This window comes from Streptomyces dioscori (genome assembly GCF_003024195.1).
GTDB classification, from domain to species: Bacteria; Actinomycetota; Actinomycetes; order Streptomycetales; family Streptomycetaceae; genus Streptomyces; species Streptomyces dioscori.
In genome coordinates this window covers 280,244-293,832 of sequence record NZ_KZ679044.1, presented here as the reverse complement: position 1 = coordinate 293,832, position 13,589 = coordinate 280,244, and the positions used below count along the sequence as shown (strand labels likewise).

Sequence of the window (13,589 nt, the reverse complement as noted above, 5' to 3'; positions counted from 1 at the left end):
GACAACTCGTTTCTTCACCACGGAGTTCCCATGCGCTTTCTCTCCCGGTCCCTCATAACTGCGCTCGCCGCGGGCTGCCTCGCCCTGACGGCAGGCACGTCCGCGGCGGCCACTCCCCGGTCCGCGCCCGATCCGGTCCCCGGCGCCTGCGACGTCGACTGGACCGGGCTGGCCGGGATCACGGGCACCGGCACCCTGCAGGAGGCGATCGTCGCCTGCGTCGAGGCCTATACGGAGCGCGACCTCGAAAGCTGGCTCCAGACCCCGCCGAAACCCCCCGCCGAGCAGCAGGAACAGCCCGCGGAACAGTCGGCGAAGGACCAGGAGAAGGAGCAGGGGAAGCAGGAGGACTGGACCGGGGCCGACGCCGGAGACTGGGCGAGCGACCTCTCCTGCGACTTGGCGGAACTCTTCGACGAGCCCACGGCATGCCGGCCGTCGGACTCCGTGACGCGACCGTCGGACTCGATGACGCGACCGTCGGACTCGGTGACGCGGCGATAAGACCTCTCGTCGTCACGGCGTTCGCCGTCGACGCGGGCAGGCAGGCAGGAGCACGCGGAGGCGCGGCGGCCCACTCGGACCGCCGCGCCTCCGCGGTCACCGACCTGCTGGACGGACCGCCGCGGGACGGCGGCTGGGCTACCGTCTGTCCCAGCCCGCTCCCGATCCCCCACCAGGTGAGGCCCGCGATGCGAAAGATCGTCCTGAGCATGTCCGTCTCCCTCGACGGTTTCTTCGAGGGGCCGGACCGCGAGATCGACTGGCACCTGGTCGACGACGAACTGCACCGGCACCTCAACGAACGGATCGGCGCCCTGGGCGGCTTCCTGACCGGCCGTGTCTCCCACGAACTGATGGCGGAGTACTGGCCGACCGCCGACCAGGACCCCGACGCTCCGGAGCCCGTCCGCGCGTTCGCCGCGATCTGGCGGAACATGCCGAAGGTCGTCTACTCACGGACGCTGGACAAGGCCGACTGGAACGCGACCGTCGTACGGGAGGTCGCGCCCGATGTCATCAGGGCGCTCAAGGAACAGCCGGGCGGGGACCTCGCGGTCGGCGGGGCGGAGCTGGCGGCGGAGTTCCGGCGCCACGACCTGATCGACGAGTACCTGATCTACGTCCACCCGGTGCTCCTCGGGCACGGCCGCCCCCTCTTCCGCGACACCGACGCGCTCGCCCACCTGCGCCTGGTCGAGTCCCGCGCCTTCGGCAACGGGGTGGTGCTGCTGCACTACACGCGCGAGGGGGCGCAGGCGGCGGAGGGCCAGGCGGCGGAAGCGTAGGCGGGGCCCGCCCCGAGCCACCGGCCGCCGTCATCCGCGGTCATCCGACGTCGGCCGCCGTCAACCGCCGTCGTCCGAAGGGTGTTCGTGGCCCCGCGGGCGTTCAGGGAAGGGCAGGAGACGGGCCGGCGGCCGGTCCGCGGGGTCCGCCACGTGCTCCTGTCCGGACGCACGGGCGTGTTCCTGCCAGCCCGCGCGGAACCAGCTCAGCTGCTGCCGCTGCAACTCCTCCTCGGTGAGCACGCGCACGCCGTCCGGGCCCGCGACACGCACCTTTTCGGCCAGTACGTCGAGGAGTTCGCCCACGGTTTCCACGACGTCGGCGACGCGCTCCGCGTCGGCCCCACGGCCGCCTCCCGGTTCACCCATGCCGCGCTCCGTTCCCCTCGCCGTCAAGCACCCTCCGGCAGGAACTGCCGTGCCACCTTGGCGAACAGTTCCCGCAGTTCGGGCGGGACACCCATCCGGCAGGCGGCCTCCTCGGGGCTGAGCCACGGGGGCTCCTCGCCTTCGGCGGGACGGCCGTCGCCGGTGAGCGGCAGATCGTCCTCGGTCAGCCGCCCCGACCGGATCAGCATCTCCCGCAGAGGCACGCCCAGCACGGCCGCGATGCGCCGCATCGTCTCCAGGTCGGGCATCGACTGCCGCTGGAGCAGCCGGCTCACGGCGGCCCGGTGCACCCCGGCGTCGTCGGCCAGTTTCGAACGGCCGCCGCCGCGCGGGCTGTCGATGTCGTAGCCCCGGGCGCGCAGCAGTTCCTCGATCCAGCCGGCGAACTCCCGCAGTCCGGCGGCCCGGTACGTCTGATCCGTGCGGGCCCCGGCCCGCGCGCTCGAAGCCATGTGTCCGCTCTCCCCTCGTCGCCGGGGCAGCGTACCGATCGCATACGCGCCAGTCTGTGTGCGCGCTCGCACGTAACTGTGGAGATTCCGCGACGCCGGTAACTCTGTGCAGCGAAACCGGGACTGACAGGCCGTCACCGCTTCACTCCTCACGGAACGTAATCACTTGCGTACGCGCTCGCAACATGTAACCCTGTCCGCTCGCCCGCAACTGTCGAACACATGTTCCCATACATGAGGAGGGGTTGCACGTGCACAACCAACCGTCCGAGGCCGCCGTCACCACACCCGGACCGCTGGACCGGCGCAGCAGGGCCGCCTGCGCCCACCTGTCCCCACGCTCGGTGTTCACCCGGATCCCGGCCGAGTCCGAACCCGTCTTACGCGCCTGCGGCCGGTGCCCGATCCGCAGGCGGTGCGAGGCCGTCGTCGACCCCTCGCACACCTGGTTCGACGGAGTCAGCGGTGGCCGCCTGTGGCGCAACGGACGCGAGGTCACCCGATGAGCGGGAAAAGCGGGAAACAGGACGGAGCCGTGTGGATCGCCTCCCTCGTCCGCCGGTGGCCGGACCTCGTCGACGAGTTGTCCCCCGCGGCCCGCACAGGACTGCGGGAACGGCGTGGCGGCGGGCCCGTCGGCGGCACGACCGCTCCGGTCCGCCTCTACGTCTCCGACGCCGTACGGGACATCACCGACGGGGTCGTCGAACTGGAGGAGGCCGTACGGGAACGGCTCGGGCTGCGGCCGGTGCCCCCGGCGTCCGTGCCGGTACGGCTGCGCAGGATCGCCGGGCTGCTGGACCGCATCGCCGCCGACCCGCTGCTGGCTCCGCACGTCGAGGACGAGACGCGGCGGATGGCCGCACGCTGCGCCCGCGCGCTCGGCGACCCGGAACAGCTCGTAAGGCTGCCCGGCCGCTGCCCCGCGTGCGACTGCGTGTCCCTGCGGGCTCTCCCGGAACGGGCCGAGATCAGATGCGTCAACCCCGCATGCCGGCGGGTACTGGAGGCAGGATCCTCGTGAACGGCTCCCTGGGCACCCCACTGATCACCACCGAGCTGGCCGCCGACGAGGCGGGCGTCACGACCGCGACCATCCGCAAGTGGGTGCAGCGCGGCCATCTGCGGTCCGCGGGCAGCCAGGGCCGCCGGCGCCTCTTCCGCCTGGAGGACGTCTTCGCGGCCGAGCGGACGACGTACCGCGCCCGCAGCCACGACCACTGATCCCGCCGTACGCGGGAGGGGCCTCGCCGCACCACGCGGTGAGGCCCCTCCTGCATATGCCCGAATACCCCTGCGGCATAAGCCGGTTGCACGTTCGGCCGAGCGGTGTCACATTGGATGCAGCGGCAGAGCTGCGCCCGGCGGACGGGCGGCGGACCTGCCGCTTTGTGTTGCCCGAAACCGGGGGCGACTGTCGTCGCGGCGGTTGTCGGAGGCGAACTGGATGTTCGCGGCGGTCAACCGGGACGAGGACGCCGAGCCGGTCGACGGACGAACTACGCGTGCCGAGCACCTGACACAGGAGGTACCCGATGACGACGACCGAGACCGAGGAGGTCGTCCTGGAACTGGAGCGCCTGCGTCGTTCGGTCGACGTCGGCTTCGCCACCACCCGGGGCGACCTCGCACTCCTCCTCCAGCGCGCCGACCAGACCGACAAGGCCCTCGACGAACACGAGGCCCGTATCGAGGCCCTGGAACGCGCCCGCTGGCCGCTGCCGTCCCTGGCGGCGGCCACGTCGTGCCTGGCGCTGGCACTCACGGTGTGGCAGACGACGGGGCGGTAGCGCGTGTTACTGCGGCAGGGCCCGGACCGCGCGTCGCGGTCCGGGCCCTGCCCCTTGCTGTGTGTGCTGCGTCAGCTCTGTGCGCTGTCGTCGCCGGCCTGCCGCGCGGCCTCGGCCGCGTCCGCGGCGGCCTTCTCGCGCATCTTGCGCACCAGCTCGGCCTTCTGGTCGGCCGCGCCCTGGCGGTCGAGGTTGCGGTACGGGCCGTTGTTCGCCCGTTCGGCGCGGGACTGCTTCTTGCGCTGGCCGCCGCCCTGGCCCACGGGGTTGTTGATGTTCTTGCTCACGGTCACGGGTTCTCCCGGTGCTGATGTGGAGTGATCTACGGATTCGTCGGTGGGGACGGGCGGCGACGTGACGTCGGAGGACGTCGAGCGGGGCCCGTCACGCTCTCACTCGTAAATCGGCGTCTGGAAGAACATGTCAAAGACGTTACCCGGTTCCGCCGACCCCGCACACCAAGATTTTCGCCGCCCCGGCGCTCATACCGTCGGCCGCAGCTCGAACCACACGCCTTTCGCGTACCGCCCGGTCCTCGCGTCGGCGACGCCCCACCTGTCCGCCACCTCCTCGACCAGGGCGAGCCCCCGCCCCCAGCAGGCGGCGGCCCCGGTGGCGGAGCGCGCCACGACGGGTGGATCGGGACTCTCGTCGAAGACGCTCACGTGCAGGCGGGCCGGGTTCAGGCGGACTCGGAGTATGGCGGCGCCCTTGGTGTGCAGGTGGACGTTGGTGACCAGTTCCGAGGTGCACAGCGCGGCGGGCATGACGAGAGCCTCCCGCCCGTGCGTGAACAGCACGGCCCGCACGAAGTCCCGGCAGACACGGGGTGACGTGGCATCGGCGGGCGCGAAGAGGCTGTAGTCGTGGGTGAGTTGGGCGGGGCGGTGGGCGGCGGTGCGGGCGGGGTCCATGGGGGTGACTCCAGTCGGGGTCGAGGGGGCCCGCGCCCGGCGATGGCTGTGCCCGCGCGCTCCTGGGTGGAGGGGCGGGTGCTCTGTCGGCTTGTGGGCAGGGGGAGTTGCCTGACTTCAGAGTGTTACCTGAAGCACACCTAAAGTAACTGTTAGAGGATGTAAATCTCAACCTCTTTGCAGGATCGATGGACCCACCTCCTTGAGCAGGGCAGACTTTGACGGAGCCATCAAGGAGTGACCCGTGGGATTGCGCACCATCATCAGCGAACGTCAGCGACGACTCGGCTTCGAACTCAAACACCTGCGCGAACAAGCGGGATTGAGTGCTGGTGAGGGGGCTGAACGTATCGGCATGAGCCGGGCTCAGCTAAGTCACATCGAATTGGGACGCACCTCGATCCTGACTGAGCGACTACTGAACCTGTGCCGCGCTTACGGTTGCACAGACAAGCCCTACATTGACGAACTGGTGTCCATGTCCGAGGCTGCAGGAAAGGGATGGTGGAGCGCACACAAGAAGCGTCGAGGCTTGGACGCGCTCAACACGGCGGAGCTGGAGTCCGATTGCACCGCCCTGCGGATGCACCAGTCGCTGTTCATTCCGGGACTCCTCCAGACAGCTGATTACACCCGGGCCATCTTCGCCAGCCCCGGATTGGGCTTCGAGCGCAAAGAGGACGCCGTGGAGTTCCGTATGGAGCGGCAGCGGGTACTCACCCGCGAGAGTCCCCCCTCGGTGCACGCGGTGATCCACGAGTCAGCTCTGCACATGCAGTTCGGCGGCCCAAAGGTGGCCCGCGAACAGCTGCTGCACCTTGTCGAACTCGCCCGACTCCCCCACGTCACCATCCAGGTCTATCCGTTCAGCGCCCCGGCGTACGCCGCCCTCAGCGGCAACTTTGTCCACGTCGTCCCAGGACTACCGCAGTTGGGCACCGTCGTGCTCGAAAAGCCCGTCGGCCTGCAGTACTTGGCGGACAGGGCAAGCCTGGAGCGGTACGAGAAGCTGTTTCGCCATCTCGCCGAGAACGCCTTGCCCCCTATCGACGTATCGTTGGCCCCCGATGCACACTCCGTAAAGGACTCGCTGGCTCTCATCCAGCACGTTCTCTACACCTTCTAGGGAGGCCTCGATGCCGGAACTCAACTGGCAGAAGTCGACGTTCAGTGGAGGTCCGGAAGGTGAGTGCCTGTACATAGCCACGGCCCCCGACGGAACGATCCGCCTCCGCGAGAGCGAGGCCCCCGGCGTCATCCTCGCCACCGAGCCGCAGGCCCTCGCCGGGCTGCTGCACCATGCCCGTCGCCCCGCGCAGGGCAATGGCTGAGGAACGCAGAGGAGGCCCACATGCCTGCGCTGAACAACTGGCAGAAGTCATCCTTCAGCGGCGGCCCCGAAGGCAACTGCCTTGAAATAGCCACCACCCCCGCCGGAACCCTCCGCCTCCGCGAGAGCGACGACCCCGACATCATCCTCGCCACCGCACCGCAGAGCCTCGCCGCACTGCTGCACCACGCCCGCGGCCCCGCGCAGCGCAATGGCTGACGAGAACTTCGGGCATCCCCGGCTCGCCGCGATCTACGACCCGCTCGATCCCGATCGTGGTGACCTTGACGCGTACCTCCGTGTCGCGGAGGAGTTCGGGGCGCGGCGCGTGCTCGACATCGGCTGCGGGACCGGGGTGTTCGCGCTGCTGCTCGCCGCGCGCGGGATCGAGGTCGTCGGGGTCGACCCGGCGCGGGCGTCCCTCGATGTCGCCCGGGGCAAACCGCGCGGCGAGACGGTGCGGTGGATCCACGGGGACGCCACCGCGCTCCCTCCCCTCCGCGTCGACCTCGCGACCATGACGGCCAACGCGGCCCAGCAGATCGTCGGCGACGGGGAGTGGCGGGAGACCCTGCGGGGTGCCTACGAAGCCCTGCGGCCCGGTGGGCATTTCGTGTTCGAGGTCCGCGATCCGGCCCGGCGTGCCTGGGAGGAGTGGAACCGCGCCGCCTCGTACGGCGTGACGGAGATCCCCGGTGTCGGTGCCGTGGAGAGCTGGACCGAGCTGACCGGGATCGACGGACAGCTGGTGTCCTTCCGCCAGACCTACGTGTTCGCCGCGGACGGGCAGGTGCTCACCTCGGACTCGACGCTGCGTTTTCGCGAGCGCGAGGAGGTCGAGGCCGACCTGGCCGCCCAGGGCTACGCGGTGCGCGGCGTCCGCGACGCACCCGACCGGCCGGGCCGGGAGTTCGTCTTCGTCGCGCGGCGGCCGGGAACGGCTTCCTCCTGAGCCAGTTCCCGCGTGACGGCACGGCGCCTAGGACGCCGAGAGCGTCATGCGGGTGCCGCGGCGCCAGACCTCGCGCAGGTTGAGGGTGTCGCCGATCGTGGTCGTGGGGTCGCCGTCCACGAGGAGCAGGTCGGCCCGCAGGCCCTCCTCGATACGGCCGCGGTCCGGGAGGCCGAAGCGCCGTGCCGGGGTCGCGGTCGCCGCGCGCAGGGCCTGGACCGGGGTGAGGCCGGCCCGGACGAGGTACTGCAGTTCCTGGTGGACGCTCGCGCCGTGGACCACCCCGCCCATGAACATCAGCGGCATGGGGGCCGAGTCGGTGCCCACCAGGAGGTCGACGCCCGCGTCGTGCAGGGCCTTGACCGAGGCCAGGACGTCCTCAAGCCTGCCCTGCGGGTAGCGGTCGTAGCTGGCGTTCAGGGCGTTCGTCCACGCCTCGTCCAGGCGTGAGCCGACGCGCGGGTCCGCGGAGAGGGACGCTCCCGTGATGCCCATCATGGAGGCGTTCAGGACGACGCAGGGGACGACGAACGCGCCGGAGTCGGCGATGAGGCCGATGATCTCCTCGGTGTGCGGCCGGTCCATGAACAGGTGCGCGAAGCCGTCGATACCGGCCTCGATCGCCATCCGCGTCGCGTCGACGGTCAGCGTGTGGGCGATGGTGAGCATCCCGTGCCGGTGGGCCTCCGCGACCCCGGCGCTCAGCGTCGCCTGGTCGAGCATGGGCAGACCGGGGTGGCCCTCGACGCTGCCGTCGTCGACCATGAACTTGATGTAGTCCGAACCCGCCTTGACCAGCTGGGGGACGAAGGCGACCGCTTCCTCCGGCGTGGTGGAGAACGGCATCAGAGGCATCGGAGGCATCTCGCGCGGCGCGTCCCCGTCGCCCCGTCCGCGGTGGCCGCCCGGCTTGAAGCCCTTCGGCATGAGTTCGCTCGGGTGGCCCCCGGGAGGAGTGATGCCGAACCCCGCGGAGCGGACATCGGCGAGGGAGTCGTCCCCCGTGATGTGCGCGCGGGCGGGCCCGGTGTTCAAGCCCTGCATCTCCAGTTCGGTGGTGATCCCGAACCGCAGTGCCAGCGCGAGCGCCGCTTCGGAGGTGTGCACATGGGCGTCGAACAGACCGGGCAGCAAGGTGCCGCCGGCGGCGTCGACGATGTCCGCCCCGGCGGGCGGTTCGCCTCCGACCTGGGTGATCCGCGCTCCGTCCAGCACGACGGTGGTGTCCTCCAGCACGTGCTCACCGTCGAACACCCGGCCGTTGATGATGGCTGTGATCATGACTCTCTCTTCTCCGGGCAGGTCGGTCCCTCAGCCGGTGCCGAGCGCTCCCACCGCGAACACCACATTAATGCAACCGGCAACTCCATGCATCTTTGCATGTATCTGTGTTCCGCAGATACATGCGATAAGGTGCCCGGGTGACTGACAAGGACGCCTCCATGCCGCAGGGCCAGGCCCTCCTGGACGCCGTCGGCGCGGCCTTCGCCCGGCTCAGGCGGCGCACCATGCAGGCGCCGGTCGACCCCCCGTCGGGACCCAAGGACCTCAAGCGCAACCTGGTCCTCAACATCGTCGACGAGGCAGCCGAGGCGGACACGGAGATGACGGTCGGCGGACTCGCCGAGCACCTGCTGGTGGACCCGTCGGTGGCCAGCCGCATGGTGAGCGACTGCATCTCCCACGGCTATCTGGTCCGCGCGGCCTCGCAGCAGGACGGCCGCCGCACCGTGCTGCACCTCACGGAGGAGGGCACCGCTCTCCTCAGCCGGTTCCGCCACCAGCAGCGGCAGGCGTTCGAATACATCACCCGCGACTGGCCCGAGTCCGAGCGGCTCGAATTCGCCCGCCTCCTCCTCAAGTACACGGACTCCACCGCCCGGCTGCCCGCGCCGGGCGGTGGGGCATCTCCGCAGTAGTAGGCACAGCTCTCACAGACAAGGGGCCCGGAGGTTCGAATGAACCTCCGGGCCCCTCGGCCGATGTGACTGCGCGTCCGGGTCAGTCCGTCGGTGGGCGCTTGGGGCGCCACACCACCAGCGCGCTGGTCTGCTGGACCTCCTGGTACGGGACCAGGTCGCGGCGGTACGAGGCGTGCACCGCGGCCTCGCGCTGCTGCATGGTCGCCGCCGCGCCCTCCAGGGCCGACGACAGTTCCGCGACCCGGGACTGGAGTGCGGCGACCTGGTTCTCCAGCTCGATGATGCGTTTGATGCCGGCGAGGTTGATGCCCTCGTCCTGCGACAACTGCTGGACGGTGCGCAGCAGTTCGATGTCGCGGGCCGAGTAGCGCCGGCCGCGCCCGGCCGTGCGGTCCGGGGAGACCAGGCCGAGGCGGTCGTACTGACGCAGCGTCTGCGGGTGCAGACCGGAGAGCTGGGCGGCCACCGAGATGACGTACACCGGTGTCTCTTCCGTCAGCTCGTAGGCCCTGCCGGTGAAGGAGTTCTGCCGACGGCGTCCGGGTGCGTCCATGATGTCCTCATGCTCCCTTCGCGGCCTGGAACAGCTCGGCCCGCGGATCCTCCTCCGCGGTCGCCTCGCGATACGCCTCAAGCGCGTCACGAGCCTTCCCCGTCAGGTCCGCCGGAACACTCACCTCGACGGTGACCAACAGGTCCCCGCGCGAGCCGTCCTTGCGGACCGCGCCCTTGCCGCGGGCCCGCATCGTACGGCCGTTGGGGGTTCCCGGCGGCAGTTTCAGGGTGACCGGAGGCCCCCCGAGCGTGGGCACGCGGACCTCGCCGCCCAGTGCCGCCTCCGTGAAGGTGACGGGCACGGTGACGGTGAGGTTGTCGCCCTTGCGGCCGAAGACCGGGTGCGTGTCCACGTGCACCGTGACGTACAGGTCGCCCGACGGGCCGCCCCGTTCGCCCGGTGCGCCCTTGCCGCGGAGCCGGATGCGCTGGCTGTCCGAGACCCCCGCGGGGATACGGACCTGCATGGTCCGGGACGACTTGGCGCGTCCCGAGCCGCTGCAGACCGCGCACGCGTGCTCCGCGATCAGGCCGCGGCCCTTGCAGTCGGGGCACGGGTCGGTCAGCGAGAAACCGCCGCCCGAACCGCGTGCCACCTGGCCGGTGCCGACGCAGGTCGGGCACACGCGCGGTGTGCCGTTCTTGTCGCCGGTGCCCGAACAGGCCTTGCAGGGTGACTGCGAGGTCATCCGCAGCGGGACGGTCGCCCCGTCCACGGCCTCCGTGAAGCTGAGTGTGACCTCGGTGTCGATGTCCTGGCCGCGCCGCGGCTGCGTGCGGGCACCGGGGCCCGCACCGCCGCGGTTGAAGAGTCCGCCGAAGACGTCCCCTATGCCGCCGCCGAAGCCACCGGCCCCGCCCTGCGGACCGCCGCCGCCCGCTCCGCCCTGGGGGCCGCCTCCGAAGAGGTCCCCCAGGTCGAAGTTGAAGGAGCCGCCCGAACCGGCCGGGCCGGGCCTGAAGCCGCCGTTGCCGAAGAGGGTGCGGGCCTCGTCGTACTCCTTGCGCTTCTTGGGGTCCCCGAGGATGTCGTTCGCCTCGGAGATCTCCTTGAAGCGCTCCTCGGCGCGCGCGTTCCCCTTGTTGGCGTCCGGGTGGAACTCGCGGGCGAGTTTGCGGTACGCCTTCTTGATCTCGGCCTCGGTGGCGTCCTTGGGGACGCCGAGGACCTTGTAGTAGTCCTTCTCGATGAAGTCCTTGGTGCTCATCCTCGACGCCCCTCCTTCCGTACGCCACCGTCACGTACGCGCTCGACGTTCTCCGTGCCAAGGGGCGCGCGTACGCCCTGTTTCACGTCAGCCCTCGTCCGGGCCACCGCTCTCCTTGTCGTCGGCCGCCGCGGTCCCCGCATCCGTCTCGTCGCCCTTGACGGGCTGCGCTCCCGGCTGCGGCTCGGCGACCGCCACCCGCGCGGGGCGGATGGTGCGCTCGCCGAAGCGATACCCCGGCTGCAGAATCGCCACGCACGTCGTCTCCGTGACGTCCGGCGCGTACGAGTGCATCAGGGCCTCGTGGATCATCGGGTCGAAGGGCTCGCCCTCCTTGCCGAACTGCTGCAGGCCCATCTTGGCCGCGACGGTCTCCAGCGACTCGGCCACCGACTTGAAACCGCCGAGCAGTTCGCCGTGTTCCCGCGCGCGGCCGATGTCGTCGAGCACGGGCAGGAGCTCGGTCAGGAGACTCGCGATGGCGAGTTCCTTGACCGCGATCCGGTCACGCTCGACCCGGCGGCGGTAGTTCTGGTACTCGGCCTGGAGCCGCTGGACGTCCGCCGTACGCTCGTTGAGCGCCGTACGCACCTGGTCCAGCTGGGCCGTCAGGCCTGCGATCTGGGCTGCTGACTGAGCTGCTGCCGTGTCCCCGGCCGGGGCCGCCCCGTCCTCCGCGGAGGAGGGGGCGGCCTTCGGCTCGGCGTCTTCAGGGGTGGCGCCGGAGGGGACGTCGGGCTGCTCGTCGAAGCCCGGAGTCTCCTCGGTCACGCGGCACCGTCCTTGCGGTCACGGTCCTCGTCGACGATCTCCGCGTCGACCACGTCGTCGTCGGCGGCCTTGGCACCGGCGTCCGGGCCGGCGCCCGGGGCCTCAGCGCCGGCTCCACCCTGAGCGGCCTGCGCGTCGGCGTACATCGCCTGGCCCAGCTTCTGGGAGACGGCGGCGACCTTCTCGGTGGCCGTACGGATCTCGGCGGTGTCCTCGCCCTTGAGCGCGGCCTTCAGCTCCTCGACACTCGTCTCGACCTCGGTCTTGACGTCGCCGGGGACCTTGTCCTCGTTGTCCTTGAGGAACTTCTCCGTCTGGTAGACGAGCTGCTCGCCCTGGTTGCGGGCCTCGGCGGCCTCGCGGCGGCGGTGGTCCTCGTCCGCGTACTGCTCGGCCTCCTGGCGCATGCGGTCGACCTCGTCCTTCGGCAGCGAGGAGCCGCCGGTGACGGTCATCTTCTGCTCCTTGCCCGTGCCGAGGTCCTTCGCGGTCACGTGCATGATGCCGTTGGCGTCGATGTCGAACGCGACCTCGATCTGCGGCACGCCACGCGGGGCCGGCGGCAGACCGGTCAGCTCGAACATCCCGAGCTTCTTGTTGTACGCCGCGATCTCGCGCTCGCCCTGGTACACCTGGATCTGGACGGACGGCTGGTTGTCCTCGGCCGTCGTGAAGATCTCGGACCGCTTGGTCGGGATCGTGGTGTTGCGCTCGATGAGCTTCGTCATGATCCCTCCCTTGGTCTCGATACCGAGGGACAGCGGGGTCACGTCCAGGAGCAGGACGTCCTTGACCTCACCCTTGAGAACACCGGCCTGCAGGGCGGCGCCGATGGCGACGACCTCGTCCGGGTTGACGCCCTTGTTTGCGTCCTGGCCGCCGGTCAGCTCCTTGACGAGCTCGGCCACGGCCGGCATACGGGTGGAGCCACCGACGAGAACGACGTGGTCGATCTCGGACAGCTGGATGCCGGCGTCCTTGATGACGTTGTGGAACGGCGTCTTGCAGCGCTCCAGCAGGTCTGCCGTCAGCTGCTGGAACTGGGCGCGCGTGAGCTTCTCGTCCAGGTGCAGCGGGCCCTCGGCGGAGGCCGTGATGTACGGCAGGTTGATCGACGTCTCCGTGGAGGAGGACAGCTCGATCTTCGCCTTCTCCGCGGCCTCGCGCAGGCGCTGGAGAGCCATCTTGTCCTTGCCCAGGTCCACACCGTGGCCGGACGCGAACTGCTTCACCAGGTAGTCGACGACCCGCTGGTCCCAGTCGTCACCACCGAGGTGGTTGTCACCGTTGGTGGCCTTCACCTCGACGACGCCGTCACCGATCTCCAGGAGGGACACGTCGAACGTGCCGCCACCGAGGTCGAAGACGAGGATCGTCTGGTCGTCCTTGTCGAGGCCGTACGCCAGGGCCGCGGCGGTCGGCTCGTTCACGATGCGCAGGACGTTCAGGCCCGCGATCTCGCCGGCCTCCTTCGTCGCCTGACGCTCGGAGTCGTTGAAGTACGCCGGGACGGTGATGACCGCGTCGGCCACCTTCTCGCCCAGGTACGCCTCGGCGTCGCGCTTCAGCTTCTGCAGGATGAAGGCGCTCATCTGCTGCGGGTTGAAGTGCTTGCCGTCGAGCTCGATCTTCCAGTCCGTGCCCATGTGACGCTTGACCGACCTGATGGTCCGGTCCACGTTCGTGACCGCCTGGCGCTTCGCGACCTCGCCGACGAGCACCTCGCCGTTCTTGGCGAAGGCGACGACGGACGGCGTGGTCCTGGCGCCCTCGGCGTTGGTGATGACGGTGGGCTCACCGCCCTCCAGAACGCTGACGACGGAGTTAGTCGTGCCCAGGTCGATGCCGACCGCACGTGCCATTTCAATTCCTCCAGCAATGACTTGAGTGGAACGGACTCAAGTGTGCATGACGCTTGCCGCGTGGTCAACAGAGGTGAGTCGTGGGGGCTCAACTCTTATCTCCTGCTTACGCGCACCTTGGTCCCTGACCTGCGGGTCGACGGCCCCCTGCGGC

General features: G+C 70.0%; 20 protein-coding genes. 11 read left to right on the top strand and 9 right to left on the bottom strand.

Annotated elements, in window-relative coordinates; translation table 11 throughout:
* The first annotated feature begins 30 nt into the window (after window positions 1–30).
* Both C6Y14_RS19855 and C6Y14_RS19850 read left to right on the top strand, forming a co-directional pair.
* The gene (locus tag C6Y14_RS19855; RefSeq protein ID WP_107018068.1) at window positions 31–504 is read left to right on the top strand and encodes a hypothetical protein; all 474 of its coding nucleotides are present in this window, start codon (window positions 31–33) and stop codon (window positions 502–504) included.
* The gene (locus C6Y14_RS19850) at window positions 429–1,289 is read left to right on the top strand and encodes a dihydrofolate reductase family protein (protein ID WP_318658062.1); all 861 of its coding nucleotides are present in this window, start codon (window positions 429–431) and stop codon (window positions 1,287–1,289) included. The genes C6Y14_RS19855 and C6Y14_RS19850 overlap by 76 nt, the downstream gene beginning before the upstream one ends.
* A gap of 60 nt (window positions 1,290–1,349) precedes the next feature.
* Here C6Y14_RS19850 and C6Y14_RS19845 read toward each other — a convergent pair whose 3' ends face one another.
* A complete protein-coding gene (locus tag C6Y14_RS19845) occupies window positions 1,350–1,658 on the bottom strand; it encodes a hypothetical protein (RefSeq protein WP_107018067.1) in 309 nt (102 codons plus the stop codon).
* Window positions 1,659–1,681: 23 nt separating this feature from the next.
* The gene (locus C6Y14_RS19840) at window positions 1,682–2,131 is read right to left on the bottom strand and encodes a helix-turn-helix domain-containing protein (protein ID WP_107018066.1); all 450 of its coding nucleotides are present in this window, start codon (window positions 2,129–2,131) and stop codon (window positions 1,682–1,684) included.
* Between the two features lie 251 nt (window positions 2,132–2,382).
* On the opposite strand from C6Y14_RS19840, the gene C6Y14_RS19835 reads away from it, so the two are divergent.
* The 4 genes from C6Y14_RS19835 (at window position 2,383) to C6Y14_RS19820 (ending at window position 3,921) form a co-directional block, all read left to right on the top strand.
* Window positions 2,383–2,637: a hypothetical protein gene (locus C6Y14_RS19835; protein WP_225891167.1), complete on the top strand. Its 255-nt coding sequence runs from the start codon at window positions 2,383–2,385 to the stop codon at window positions 2,635–2,637.
* Complete coding sequence (locus C6Y14_RS19830; RefSeq protein WP_159074279.1) at window positions 2,634–3,155, top strand: hypothetical protein; 522 nt, start codon at window positions 2,634–2,636, stop codon at window positions 3,153–3,155. Before C6Y14_RS19835 ends, C6Y14_RS19830 begins: the two co-directional genes overlap by 4 nt.
* Entirely contained in the window at window positions 3,152–3,355 is a 204-nt protein-coding gene (locus tag C6Y14_RS19825; protein ID WP_225891166.1) for a helix-turn-helix domain-containing protein, read from the top strand. The genes C6Y14_RS19830 and C6Y14_RS19825 overlap by 4 nt, the downstream gene beginning before the upstream one ends.
* A 311-nt stretch (window positions 3,356–3,666) precedes the next feature.
* A complete protein-coding gene (locus C6Y14_RS19820; protein WP_107018063.1) occupies window positions 3,667–3,921 on the top strand; it encodes a hypothetical protein in 255 nt (84 codons plus the stop codon).
* A 71-nt stretch (window positions 3,922–3,992) separates the two neighbouring features.
* On the opposite strand, the gene C6Y14_RS19815 is transcribed toward C6Y14_RS19820, so the two are convergent.
* Window positions 3,993–4,214, bottom strand: coding sequence for a DUF6243 family protein (locus tag C6Y14_RS19815; RefSeq protein WP_107018062.1), 222 nt, complete (start codon window positions 4,212–4,214; stop codon window positions 3,993–3,995).
* Window positions 4,215–4,403: 189 nt separating this feature from the next.
* Window positions 4,404–4,835, bottom strand: coding sequence for an ATP-binding protein (locus C6Y14_RS19810; protein WP_107018061.1), 432 nt, complete (start codon window positions 4,833–4,835; stop codon window positions 4,404–4,406).
* 244 nt (window positions 4,836–5,079) lie between these two features.
* On the opposite strand from C6Y14_RS19810, the gene C6Y14_RS19805 reads away from it, so the two are divergent.
* The 4 genes from C6Y14_RS19805 to C6Y14_RS19790 are packed head-to-tail and all read left to right on the top strand — an operon-like array spanning window position 5,080 to window position 7,117.
* Window positions 5,080–5,961, top strand: a complete 882-nt coding sequence (locus C6Y14_RS19805; protein WP_107018060.1) for a helix-turn-helix domain-containing protein — start codon at window positions 5,080–5,082, stop codon at window positions 5,959–5,961.
* Window positions 5,962–5,971: 10 nt separating this feature from the next.
* Entirely contained in the window at window positions 5,972–6,166 is a 195-nt protein-coding gene (locus tag C6Y14_RS19800; RefSeq protein WP_107018059.1) for a DUF397 domain-containing protein, read from the top strand.
* A gap of 20 nt (window positions 6,167–6,186) precedes the next feature.
* Entirely contained in the window at window positions 6,187–6,384 is a 198-nt protein-coding gene (locus C6Y14_RS19795) for a DUF397 domain-containing protein (protein ID WP_107018058.1), read from the top strand.
* Window positions 6,377–7,117, top strand: a complete 741-nt coding sequence (locus tag C6Y14_RS19790; RefSeq protein WP_107018057.1) for a class I SAM-dependent DNA methyltransferase — start codon at window positions 6,377–6,379, stop codon at window positions 7,115–7,117. Before C6Y14_RS19795 ends, C6Y14_RS19790 begins: the two co-directional genes overlap by 8 nt.
* 27 nt (window positions 7,118–7,144) lie before the next feature.
* Here the strand turns inward: C6Y14_RS19790 and C6Y14_RS19785 are convergent, their stop codons facing one another.
* Window positions 7,145–8,398, bottom strand: a complete 1,254-nt coding sequence (locus tag C6Y14_RS19785) for an amidohydrolase family protein (RefSeq protein ID WP_107018056.1) — start codon at window positions 8,396–8,398, stop codon at window positions 7,145–7,147.
* Between the two features lie 140 nt (window positions 8,399–8,538).
* On the opposite strand from C6Y14_RS19785, the gene C6Y14_RS19780 reads away from it, so the two are divergent.
* Window positions 8,539–9,036, top strand: coding sequence for a MarR family winged helix-turn-helix transcriptional regulator (locus C6Y14_RS19780; RefSeq protein ID WP_107018055.1), 498 nt, complete (start codon window positions 8,539–8,541; stop codon window positions 9,034–9,036).
* Between the two features lie 82 nt (window positions 9,037–9,118).
* On the opposite strand, the gene C6Y14_RS19775 is transcribed toward C6Y14_RS19780, so the two are convergent.
* The 4 genes from C6Y14_RS19775 to dnaK all read right to left on the bottom strand — a co-directional run bounded on the left by C6Y14_RS19775 (window position 9,119) and on the right by dnaK (window position 13,435).
* Window positions 9,119–9,592 carry a heat shock protein transcriptional repressor HspR gene (locus tag C6Y14_RS19775; RefSeq protein WP_107018054.1) on the bottom strand — a complete coding sequence of 158 codons (474 nt, stop codon included), beginning with the start codon at window positions 9,590–9,592 and terminating at the stop codon, window positions 9,119–9,121.
* A 7-nt stretch (window positions 9,593–9,599) separates the two neighbouring features.
* Window positions 9,600–10,802: a molecular chaperone DnaJ gene (dnaJ, locus tag C6Y14_RS19770; protein WP_107018053.1), complete on the bottom strand. Its 1,203-nt coding sequence runs from the start codon at window positions 10,800–10,802 to the stop codon at window positions 9,600–9,602.
* Between the two features lie 87 nt (window positions 10,803–10,889).
* Window positions 10,890–11,573: a nucleotide exchange factor GrpE gene (gene grpE, locus C6Y14_RS19765; RefSeq protein WP_107018052.1), complete on the bottom strand. Its 684-nt coding sequence runs from the start codon at window positions 11,571–11,573 to the stop codon at window positions 10,890–10,892.
* On the bottom strand, window positions 11,570–13,435 hold the full coding sequence (dnaK, locus tag C6Y14_RS19760) for a molecular chaperone DnaK (protein WP_107018051.1): 1,866 nt from the start codon (window positions 13,433–13,435) through the stop codon (window positions 11,570–11,572). The genes grpE and dnaK overlap by 4 nt, the downstream gene beginning before the upstream one ends.
* Window positions 13,436–13,589 lie beyond the last annotated feature (154 nt).

Excerpts from the sequence above, each read along its gene's own strand:
- C6Y14_RS19775 (WP_107018054.1), bottom strand. The coding sequence starts at position 9,592 with ATGGACGCACCCGGACGCCGTCGGCAGAACTCCTTCACCGGCAGGGCC.
- C6Y14_RS19850 (WP_318658062.1), top strand. The coding sequence starts at position 429 with ATGCCGGCCGTCGGACTCCGTGACGCGACCGTCGGACTCGATGACGCG.
- dnaK (WP_107018051.1), bottom strand. The coding sequence starts at position 13,435 with ATGGCACGTGCGGTCGGCATCGACCTGGGCACGACTAACTCCGTCGTC.
- dnaJ (WP_107018053.1), bottom strand. The coding sequence starts at position 10,802 with ATGAGCACCAAGGACTTCATCGAGAAGGACTACTACAAGGTCCTCGGC.
- C6Y14_RS19845 (WP_107018067.1), bottom strand. The coding sequence starts at position 1,658 with ATGGGTGAACCGGGAGGCGGCCGTGGGGCCGACGCGGAGCGCGTCGCC.
- C6Y14_RS19785 (WP_107018056.1), bottom strand. The coding sequence starts at position 8,398 with ATGATCACAGCCATCATCAACGGCCGGGTGTTCGACGGTGAGCACGTG.
- C6Y14_RS19810 (WP_107018061.1), bottom strand. The coding sequence starts at position 4,835 with ATGGACCCCGCCCGCACCGCCGCCCACCGCCCCGCCCAACTCACCCAC.
- C6Y14_RS19855 (WP_107018068.1), top strand. The coding sequence starts at position 31 with ATGCGCTTTCTCTCCCGGTCCCTCATAACTGCGCTCGCCGCGGGCTGC.
- C6Y14_RS19840 (WP_107018066.1), bottom strand. The coding sequence starts at position 2,131 with ATGGCTTCGAGCGCGCGGGCCGGGGCCCGCACGGATCAGACGTACCGG.
- C6Y14_RS19830 (WP_159074279.1), top strand. The coding sequence starts at position 2,634 with ATGAGCGGGAAAAGCGGGAAACAGGACGGAGCCGTGTGGATCGCCTCC.
- C6Y14_RS19790 (WP_107018057.1), top strand. The coding sequence starts at position 6,377 with ATGGCTGACGAGAACTTCGGGCATCCCCGGCTCGCCGCGATCTACGAC.
- C6Y14_RS19795 (WP_107018058.1), top strand. The coding sequence starts at position 6,187 with ATGCCTGCGCTGAACAACTGGCAGAAGTCATCCTTCAGCGGCGGCCCC.
- C6Y14_RS19800 (WP_107018059.1), top strand. The coding sequence starts at position 5,972 with ATGCCGGAACTCAACTGGCAGAAGTCGACGTTCAGTGGAGGTCCGGAA.
- C6Y14_RS19820 (WP_107018063.1), top strand. The coding sequence starts at position 3,667 with ATGACGACGACCGAGACCGAGGAGGTCGTCCTGGAACTGGAGCGCCTG.